Source organism: Cyclonatronum sp. (assembly GCF_022565315.1).
GTDB lineage: Bacteria > Bacteroidota > Rhodothermia > Balneolales > Cyclonatronaceae > Cyclonatronum.
On the sequence record NZ_JAIUMX010000129.1, the window covers coordinates 1 to 9,611 of the forward strand.

Sequence of the window (9,611 nt, forward strand, 5' to 3'; positions counted from 1 at the left end):
ATTGATTTATAATAACTTACATCAGAAACCAGAAACCAGAAACCAGAAACCTATGCCCCTCTGCGCCTCTGCCCCTTTGCGTGAAACAAAATCCGCGCAAATCCCGCCCGATCCGGATAATCCGCGGGCCATTCTTCAAAACCGCAGCACGATCAGGGTAATATCATCTTCGGGCTGGGTGGCGAAATTGGTTTCCTCAACCCGATCAAGGAGGATTTCGGTGATGCTTTGGGCGCCGGCGGTTGCGGGGGTTTGCTGCAGCTGTTCGTGCAGCATTGTTTCGAAGAAGGCGAAATCCCGGACCTTACCCGCCTCATCGCGGGTTTCGGTGAGGCCGTCTGAGCACACGATGAGCACATCTCCCGCATCCGCCCGCAAGCTCAGGTTCTGATAGCTTGCCCGGGCCGACATCCCGAGCGCCATCCCCCGGATATGCCGCTTTTCGAGCGTTTGGGTGGCCGCCACATAGTGATACACCGGGATGTGCCCGGCATTCGACAGCCGGATTTCCCGCGTTTCGGGCTTCACCGACAGCAGCACCATGGTCGCAAACATGCTGCGGTCTGACTGCCGCACCAGCATCTGATTCAGGTGCCCGAGGATTTCATCCGGCTCCTGCTGATAGCTCAGGTGCGTTTGAAGGGCGCTTTTGGTGACCGACATCAGCAGCCCGGCCCCGAAGCTGTGTCCTGAAATGTCGCCTACGGAGGCAATCCAGTGGCCGTCGGGCATTTCGGTGAGTTCGAAGTAATCGCCGCCCAGTTCGCTTGCGGGCACGGAGCGTCCGAAAGCCGTGATGCCGCCATCACCCTGCTCCAGCGAAGCGTCCTGCAGGAAACGACCCTGCACTTCGCGCGCGAACCGTACATCCGATTCCAGCTCGGCCCGCTTAGTGTACAGCACCCGTGAGGCCTTCAGAAAGAGCGAGGTGCCGGCGTGCGCAAGGAAAAATCCGCCCATCATCATCCCGTAAAAAAATGCAGTTCTGGCAAAATCGTAATCAAGGGCGTAGGCGAGGGTGCCGGGCAGGGCTTCCTCCTCAGATCCGCCGAAAGCAGTGAGACCGATCACATAGCCCAGGTATCCGCCGGCCAGCGCCAGCACCGGAATAGTCCAAGGGAAAAAGCGCTTGAAAATCCGCCTTGCATCGGGGAACATATAAGCTATGGTTTCAACAGAAACAATCACATACATCAGCACGGCAATACCGGTGAACAGCCAGTACAGTGCCCCGACGGCCTCAAGCGCTGATGCGATAAACCAGGCCATGACCAAAGGCAGCAGGTTGATGATCATGTGCGCCAGAATGAGCTTGCGCCGGTGCGTAACGCCAACCTCATAAAAGGCCTCGAAATCGTTGTCGCGGTAGATGGTGATGAACCGGTTGTCGTAGAGTTTCATGTTTATGCAGGGTGATGGATGGGGATGCCTGATGCCGCCAAGGGGCAGACCTGAAACTTGTGTAAAATTCAGGAGAGCGGCAAAACGCATTTTGCCCGATGAAGATGCATCAAAAAAAAAGCCTTCAGACCCCGAAAGGTTCTGAAGGCTTTTGAAATGATTTGGGCGGGCTTAGCGGTCGGTTACGCATCCTTCCGAAGCAGAGCTTACCAGCTGCCGGAATTTGTGCAGCGCCCCGGAGCGGATGCTGCTTTCGGGCCTCACCCATGCCGCGCGCCGCTGCTCGAGCAGGGCATCGGGCAGGTCGAGGTGCAGCGTTTTGGCGTCGGCATCGATAGTGATGCGGTCGCCGTTTTCGATCAGGGCGATGGCGCCGCCGTCCCAGGCTTCGGGGCACACATGCCCGACCACGAAACCGTGCGTGCCGCCGGAGAAGCGTCCGTCGGTGATGAGGGCGACTTCCTTTCCGAGCCCCGCCCCCATGATGGCAGCCGTAACCTTGAGCATCTCCCGCATGCCGGGTCCGCCGCGCGGCCCTTCGTAGCGGATTACGACCACGCTGCCCGGCCCGACTTCACCGGCTTCGATGCCGGCAATACAGGCTTCCTCCGAATTATACACCACGGCCCGGCCTTCAAAGCGGGTGCCTTCCTTCCCGGTTATTTTCGCCACGCTGCCTTCCCGGGCCAGGTTTCCGTAAAGTACATTGAGGTGCCCCGTAGCTTTGAGCGGCTTTTCGACCGGCACCACAATTTGCTGCCCTTCAGCCAAGCCGGGCAGTTCGCTCAGGTTTTCTTCCAGCGTTTTGCCGGTAACGGTGAGGCAGCTGCCGTCGAGCAGGCCGTGTTCGAGCAGCAGCTTCTGTACGGCTGGTACGCCTCCGGCATCGTGCAGGTCTTCCATGAGGAATTGTCCGCTCGGTTTGAGGTCGGCAAGGTAGGGCGTGCGGTCGGAGACCTTCTGGAAGTCATCAATCGAGAACGGGATACCCGCGGTGCGTGCGATGGCGAGCAGGTGCAGCACGGCATTGGTAGAGCCGCCCAAAGCAATCACCACGGCGACAGCATTTTCGAGGGCTGCGCGGCTCACGATATCGAGCGGCTTGAGGTCCTGCTCCAGCAGCAGGCGCATGACCGCGCCGATGCGCCCGCATTCTGCTGTTTTTTCATCGCTTGTGGCCGGGGTGCAGGAGCTGTAGGGCAGGCTCAGCCCCAGGGTTTCGATGGCCGCTGACATGGTATTGGCCGTGTACATGCCGCCGCAGGCGCCTGCACCGGGGCAGGCGTGCATCAGCACTTCGGCGTACTCGCCGGCGTCGATCTGCTCCTTGAGGTGCTCCCCGTAGGCTTCAAAAGCCGAAACGATATCGAGCTTGCGCGAACCCAGCCTTCCGGGGCGAATGGTGCCGCCATAGACCATCACCGAAGGTCGGTTCAGCCTAAGCATGGCCATCACGCTGCCGGGCATGTTCTTGTCGCAACCGGGCAGGGTAACGAGGCCGTCGTACCACTGCGCGCCCATCACCGTTTCGATGGAGTCGGCGATTACCTCGCGCGACTGCAGCGAATACTTCATCCCCTCTGTGCCCATCGAGATGCCGTCGCTCACGCCAATGGTATGGAAAATAAAACCGATCAGGCCGGCTTCGGTAACGCCCTGCTTCACGGTTCCGGCCAGGCTGTTCAGGTGCATGTTGCAGGGGTTGCCCTCCCAGCCCATGCTCGCAATACCAACCTGCGCCTTGTCGAAATCGGCCCGGCTGAGGCCGGTTGCATGCAGCATCGCCTGCGAGCCTGCCTGCGATGAATCCTGCGTGAGCCGGCTGCTGTACCGGTTTAAAATGGGTTTCTGTGCACTCATAGCAAGTTTAGTTTGATGGATTTTACATAGCGGTTTTCAGCAAAGGTACAAAATGAAGGATTATGTACCCACTTGCGAATAAAATAGCCGGATTTTTTGGGGGATGCGCACCTTGCTCAGAACAGGGCTTCGGCGCTTATTTCAAGAAATTCCTGCCAGGGCAGGCCGCCGTCGCCCACGAGCAGGAGTTTGTGCGGATCGTATTTTTTCTGAAAAGCACCCATGCCGCCGGTCGGTTTGGCAAAACTGCTTTTGACCTCTATGCCCACAATTTTGCTCCCTTTCTGAAGTACGAAATCCACTTCATCGTTGCGGTCGCGCCAGTACCAAAGCTTAATGTTGTGCCGGATGGCCTGATCGAGCAGATGTGCGCCCACGGCGGACTCCACCCACCGGCCAAAAAGTTTTGGATTATCCCGGATGGCCGCGATCCGCTCGCCGGAAGCTGCGGTCATGAGTCCCGTATTCTGCACCTGAAACTTCGGGCTCGATGCGCGCTGCCGCACTTTTTCGGGGTAATATTTCTGAATTCCGCTCAACAAACCGGCGCTGCTCAGCAGCTCGAGGTAATGGGCAAGGGTAGTCGTGTTGCCGGCATCCTGCAGCTGACCCACCATTTTATTAAAAGAAAGAATCTGACCGGAGTAAGCGGTGCCCAGCTCAAAAAGCTGCCGCAGCAGGGCTGGCTTGTTCACGTTGGTGAGCATCAGCACATCTTTGGAAATGCTCGTTTCGATCAGCGAATGCCTTACATAATTCTCCCAGCGGCTCTCATCATGAATCAGCTCGGCGGCACCGGGGTAGCCTCCGAAAAGCACGTACTGCTCAGCGGTAAATCCAAAGGCGGCCTTCATTTCGGAAAAACGCCAGTGCCCGCAATAGTGTACTTCGAAGCGGCCGGCGAGCGATTCTGTGAGCCCCTGCTGCAGCAACAGCCGGGAGGAGCCCAGCAGGATCACGTGCAGATTGCTTTCAGCAAGGGTGTCTGCATCCCATTCCCGTTTAACCTGCTCGCTCCAATTGGTAACTTTCTGAATCTCATCAATGATAAGCAGCCCTCTTTCATTTCCGGCCTTAAGTCTTGCTGCTTCCCATTGCTGCCTTACCCAGCTAAAGTCGGCTACAGGCACCGCATCAGCATTAGAGTACCATACGGGAATGCCGATATTTTTCTGAAGCTGCACAACCAAAGTAGTTTTTCCGACCTGCCGCGGACCAAAAACAACCTGCATGAAGCGCCTTCGCTCCGTAGTTACTCTTTTTCTAAGTTCCTGTAATTCAGCACGCTGAAAGCTCATGAGACTGATGTTTAATTTTGATTGTGCAAATTATTCATCCATAAAATACAAATTACTCAATACAATGAGTAATTTTACTCAGTACATTGAGTAGTTTGTATAGATATGGGTGTTTTGGTTGTCTAACGATTTTCCTTATGGCAGATAAGTTATGCCAATACAGCAGCTTATGGATTTCTTTTTTGTGTGGTTGCTGATGTTTAATTCGTGCAGGTTCAGGGGAATTATCAGATGAAAGGTCAGGTGAAAGGACCCGAAATCCGGCAAACAGTCTGCAAACTTTGGGGTTTAGCCCGTGTAATCCGGTTTTGAACGAGGCTCCCTTCTGTCAGGCGAGAGGAGAAGATTTTTGTGTCCGATTATCTGTTGGGGTCGAAATGATCAGGATCAACACAGCAGCTTTGCTCTCAAGTTGGTGCTAATGCTGATTTTGTTACTCAAAAATAAACAGTTGTTTAAGTGTCGTAACTGCAAATTACTCAATGTGCTGAGATAAATTACTCAACAAGCTGAGTTATTTATCTCAGTGCATCGCGCAGTTTGTCAGGGTCGCCACCCCAGCCCCACCTGAGTGCGTTTGATTTTTATACTTCAATCTGCTTTATTGAATGCCGGCTAACCCATTACCCTATGAACGAACTATACAGACGATGATACCTAACTTATTTATCAGTGCGTTGCCGCTGCTCCTTGCGCTCCTGTTTCAACCCGGACCCAATGAAAAAACTCAGCCTGAAAGTACGGCTGCTTCTGTAAGTCAGCCGGTGTGCCTGCTGCAAAGCTATACGGACGGCGACATCAGGCAGGGGGGCTTGCGTACCATTTCCATGGCGTATGATGCTCAAAACCGGATTATCCGGCAAATGGGGGATGACGGCAGTATTGCTGAAATCAGCTGGAGCGGCGGGGAGATTTCATCGGTGAACCTCACGGTGGAAGGCGAGCTGATCATGCAGACCCGCTTTTCGTATCAGGGCAGCGATATTTTAGTGGAAATTGCCGAGGAGGGTGACCTCGTGATGCGGCTCGAAATGTCAAGAGACGCTCAGGGTCGGGTTACCGGGGCCCGGGAGTATGAGTATGAAGCCGGCGAATGGACGCTCTATGCTTCAGAAACCTATGTTTGGGACGGCAATAACATTGCGAGCTCGCAAACGGTTATACGCCCCGGTCACCGGCGCGAGGAAGTCTGGATCAACACCTACACCTACGATACGCACCCCAACGCATTTGGCGGCATGGCTTACGGGATCATCATGCTCGCTTCGGGGGCCATCGGCGAGGGTTTTGCCGGCTATGCATCGGCAAATAACCTCATCGCCTACCGGCAGCGGAGCGCAGATGGCCTCGCTGATATCCGCGATCAGGCCGCGGCCCTCACCGGCGTAGGTGCCGATTGGGACCTGACCGAGTGGGACATCACCTATGATCCAAACGGCAACATTCAGCGGCTGGTTGATCCCGATTCCGGCATGACCCGCGATTTTACCTGGCGCTGTAACTGATCCTTTTACCTCTTAAAAATACCCTCATGCTGCGTTCGCTTCTTTTCTCTCTGATGTTTTCGGGGATGGTTTTCCTGCCGGTTTCCGGTCATCAGGCTCAGGGCAATATGCCGCCGCTGCCGCCGGATGCGCCCTTGCCCATAGATATGCCGGTGCCGGATGGCTTTGAAGCTGATGCCCGGCTGATGCCGCCCGACTCCGCAGCTTCGGAGAGCCGGCCGGCCTTTTTCCTTATGCCGGAAAGTGAGCTGCCGCATTTTGTGTACCGGCTTGATGCACAGGGCGCGCCGCAGCGGGTGTTCGGTATTGGCGTATTCGCGCCGCTGCTGCATCCCCGTTATTTTCAGACCTACGATCAGCGGCACCGCCGCATTTTCGATGAGGTCCTGTTCGACACGCTGCGACCGAGATTCGATCAGATTTACGCAACCTTCACGTATGAGCGCGCCGATGTGGTGCGCCCGGCATTTTACGATTCCCTGCGCGGAAGCGAGGCCATGATTATGGGCGCGAGCCATCTGCCGTGGTGGCTGCGCACGCGCTATGCAGCTGAGGGGGATCGCCTTAGTTTTGAGGAGCAGCTGAGCCTGCATGAGCGCATCGACCGGGAACGGCTGCGCGAACGCATTCAGGACGTGATCCGCTTTGCTGGCGGACGCAACGTTATTCTCAATTTGTTTGATGAGCCGGAGCGGGGCACGGCCTCCAATCTGTGGCATTTTACCGGCGATACGGCCCGGCTGATGTATGAGCTGGCCTCTCCGGAGGTGCTCGTGAGTCTGGGGCTGGGTCCGGTAGGCAACAGCCGCGGTGAGGGTACGGGCAACGCGCTGGTATGGCAGCGAACCGGCGGCACTGCCGAAATGGCTGCGACCGTTACAAGCGATGCCCCCCTGCAGCGGACAACAGAGCTGAGCTGGGAACAGATTTTGGATATCATGATGGATGAATACCGCGATGCCTACGACGTGCTGTTCATCAATACCTACGCCTTTCAGATTGCGGATCCGCGCCGGGCGGGGGCCGTAACCCGCGCCATGCTGCATCACCCGACCATCGACCGGAAAAAGCCGGTCTGGATCTGGTTCTCAGCCGAGCAGTTCCGGCACCGGGGCGAGCCGGAGCGCGAAATGCGGAACATCCGGCAGCAGGTGTTCTCGGCCATTGCCAATGAGGCAACGGGCGTGCTGTTTTACCCCGATGTGCGCGTGAATGCCGAATCAGGCCGGTACGACGAGCGCCTGTGGCATTTGGTGCTGCGCTTTGCCGAAGAGCTTCAGCACTGGAAGCCGGTGCTTGAGCACGGGCAGCCCGTCACCAACTTTGTGAGCGATGAGCTGGAGTGGATTCTCTACCGCTACCGGGGCGCGAACTACCTCTTTGCCGTGAATCACAGCAACCGGGATATCCGCCTCGAGGCCCCGGTTCGGGTTACCATACCTGCGGGCGGCAGCGGGATTTTCACTTCACCCTATGTAAGCCGGGGTTGACCAATGCGCGGATTTTTGCTTAATGTTCAAAGCCTAAAATATTGAAGTACAACAGATTATGGGCATAAATACAAATTTCTCAATGCGATGAGTTATTTTACTCAGTGCATTGAGTAATTTGTTGAAGCTTGTCTGCATCGCGCTTGAAGAAAGGGAAATTGCGGGGGAAGATGATCGGAGCTTTAAGATTCAACCGACAATAATTCAATCAATCTTAACCGGCGATTCGAAAAACTTAAAAAAAATACGGATGACTGTGATTTTTTGAATGGTCTTGCGAATTATCAGGGAAACAAGGTTCATCAAAAAATCCCAAAATGATGAATCTTAAAATTTTTCCTTTTCATAATTATAATGAAAAAACAAAAGGATAAACTTTTATTTGAAAGTATTCTTGAACAGCACAAAGGTATTTTGTTCAAGGTTGCCCGTGCATACTGCGCAGACGAAGAAGACCGGCAAGACCTCATACAGGAAATGATGATTCAGATTTGGCAGTCCGTTCACAAATATAATGATCAGTATAAAGTTTCTACCTGGTTGTATCGTATTTCACTGAATGTCGCTATCTCATTTTATCGAAAAAATTCAGCAAGAGTAAGAAAATATACCGGGCTGAATGAGAAATTAACAGAAATGCCAATCGATGACAAATCCGAAAATGAAAGAAGGCTGAATTTGCTGGAACAATTTATCAGCGAGCTAAAAGAAATAGACAAAGCATTGATGATACTTTATCTGGAAGACAAGAGTCATGCTGAAATAGCTGAAATATTGGGAATATCTGTGAGTAATACAGGTACCAAGATCAGTCGAATAAAAGAGAAATTAAAAATCCGGTTTTCAAAACTAAAATCTTAAAGCAATGAACGAGTTGGAATTAAAAAAACTTTGGCAGGCTACCAATGACAGAATGGAAGAGCGTTTTGTCATCAATAAACAAAACGCAGATGATATAAGCCGGATAAAGGTTTACAGCATGTTAGGTTCCATGAAACCCATTAAAATAGTTGTTTTACTGCTTGGGATTTTATGGGTTGGTATCGGTGGTATAGCTTTGAGTTCAGTTTATATAAACTCATTTCCGGAAGCGAATAAGTTCTTTTTGTTTTCAGCCTCTGTTCAGGTGGGCTTAACGGCTATAGCATTGTTTGTTTATCTCTATCAGCTCATCACGATTTATCAGGTGGATATCACTGAACCTATCGTAAGAACGCAGGAGAAGCTGGCAAGTCTGAAGTCATCAACGCTTTGGGTAACCCGTATTCTCTTTCTTCAGTTACCCGTTTGGACAACCTTTTGGTGGAACGAGACGATGCTCACAGATTGGAGTATTTTGCAATGGATGATCACCTTGTTTTTTACCCTATCATCTGCCGTTATTGCTGTTTGGCTGTTCGTCAACATCAAATACGAGAACAGAAATAAGAAATGGTTTCAGCTCATTTTTAGCGGAAACGAATGGACGCCACTGATGAAATCTATGGAACTGCTGGAGCAGGTAGAAGAATACAAAGAGCCGAATGCCGTAAGCTGAGGGTGGATTTGGGTAATGCCAGGTGACATTCTTTGTTTACACATTTGTGCGGTATTAGGTCTTTGTGCTTCGTATCCATTTTTTGGGGGGTAAATATCGACCGCATATTCACGCGTTGCAAGTCCGCTTCTTTTTGGGTATTGTCGGATTAATGAAGGGGGATGTCCGAACCCAAACCCGCAGGAATGGCGCGCAGCCCCCGAACCGGGTTCAGGCCCGGAAACACATCCCCCTAAATCCAACCCAAACAAACCTGAGAGGAAGACAGCATGGCAACGATTAAGGCGCCGTTTTATCCGATTATTTACATCCGCGGCTACGCAATGACGCAGTCGGCCATTGAGGATACGACCTCGACCCCGTACATGGGGTTCAACCTTGGCACGACTAAAATCCGGCAGAACCACAAGGGGGAAGTGACACAGCACTTTTTTGAATCGCCCCTGATCCGGCTGATGAAAGATTTCGGCTATACCGATAATTATGCTGCGGGGGAAATTATCGACGATGAAATCCCTGC

General features: G+C 53.1%; 7 protein-coding genes and 1 pseudogene. 5 read left to right on the forward strand and 3 right to left on the reverse strand.

The features are described 5' to 3' along the window. Window positions 1–135: 135 nt before the first annotated feature. The 3 genes from LAT75_RS13975 to LAT75_RS13985 form a co-directional block, all read right to left on the reverse strand. Complete coding sequence (locus LAT75_RS13975) at window positions 136–1,401, reverse strand: PP2C family protein-serine/threonine phosphatase (protein ID WP_291483296.1); 1,266 nt, start codon at window positions 1,399–1,401, stop codon at window positions 136–138. A 171-nt stretch (window positions 1,402–1,572) separates the two neighbouring features. After that, window positions 1,573–3,261 (reverse strand): dihydroxy-acid dehydratase, encoded by a 1,689-nt coding sequence (ilvD, locus tag LAT75_RS13980; protein WP_291483297.1) that lies wholly within the window; start codon window positions 3,259–3,261, stop codon window positions 1,573–1,575. A gap of 116 nt (window positions 3,262–3,377) precedes the next feature. Further along, entirely contained in the window at window positions 3,378–4,559 is a 1,182-nt protein-coding gene (locus tag LAT75_RS13985; RefSeq protein ID WP_291483298.1) for an ATP-binding protein, read from the reverse strand. Window positions 4,560–5,209: 650 nt separating this feature from the next. On the opposite strand from LAT75_RS13985, the gene LAT75_RS13990 reads away from it, so the two are divergent. The 5 genes and pseudogenes from LAT75_RS13990 to LAT75_RS14010 all read left to right on the forward strand — a co-directional run. Further along, the gene (locus LAT75_RS13990) at window positions 5,210–6,064 is read left to right on the forward strand and encodes a hypothetical protein (RefSeq protein WP_291483299.1); all 855 of its coding nucleotides are present in this window, start codon (window positions 5,210–5,212) and stop codon (window positions 6,062–6,064) included. Between the two features lie 26 nt (window positions 6,065–6,090). Further along, window positions 6,091–7,554 carry a hypothetical protein gene (locus LAT75_RS13995; RefSeq protein ID WP_291483300.1) on the forward strand — a complete coding sequence of 488 codons (1,464 nt, stop codon included), beginning with the start codon at window positions 6,091–6,093 and terminating at the stop codon, window positions 7,552–7,554. A 354-nt stretch (window positions 7,555–7,908) separates the two neighbouring features. Beyond that, window positions 7,909–8,415, forward strand: coding sequence for an RNA polymerase sigma factor (locus LAT75_RS14000; protein ID WP_291483301.1), 507 nt, complete (start codon window positions 7,909–7,911; stop codon window positions 8,413–8,415). Between the two features lie 4 nt (window positions 8,416–8,419). Continuing rightward, window positions 8,420–9,091 (forward strand): hypothetical protein, encoded by a 672-nt coding sequence (locus tag LAT75_RS14005; protein ID WP_291483302.1) that lies wholly within the window; start codon window positions 8,420–8,422, stop codon window positions 9,089–9,091. Window positions 9,092–9,360: 269 nt separating this feature from the next. After that, window positions 9,361–9,611: pseudogene (locus tag LAT75_RS14010) on the forward strand (hypothetical protein); the annotation flags it as partial.

Bases quoted from the DNA above. Each gene is read 5' to 3' on its own strand.
- LAT75_RS13990 (WP_291483299.1), top strand. From the start codon at position 5,210: ATGATACCTAACTTATTTATCAGTGCGTTGCCGCTGCTCCTTGCGCTC.
- LAT75_RS14000 (WP_291483301.1), top strand. From the start codon at position 7,909: ATGAAAAAACAAAAGGATAAACTTTTATTTGAAAGTATTCTTGAACAG.
- LAT75_RS13975 (WP_291483296.1), bottom strand. From the start codon at position 1,401: ATGAAACTCTACGACAACCGGTTCATCACCATCTACCGCGACAACGAT.
- ilvD (WP_291483297.1), bottom strand. From the start codon at position 3,261: ATGAGTGCACAGAAACCCATTTTAAACCGGTACAGCAGCCGGCTCACG.
- LAT75_RS13985 (WP_291483298.1), bottom strand. From the start codon at position 4,559: ATGAGCTTTCAGCGTGCTGAATTACAGGAACTTAGAAAAAGAGTAACT.
- LAT75_RS14005 (WP_291483302.1), top strand. From the start codon at position 8,420: ATGAACGAGTTGGAATTAAAAAAACTTTGGCAGGCTACCAATGACAGA.
- LAT75_RS13995 (WP_291483300.1), top strand. From the start codon at position 6,091: ATGCTGCGTTCGCTTCTTTTCTCTCTGATGTTTTCGGGGATGGTTTTC.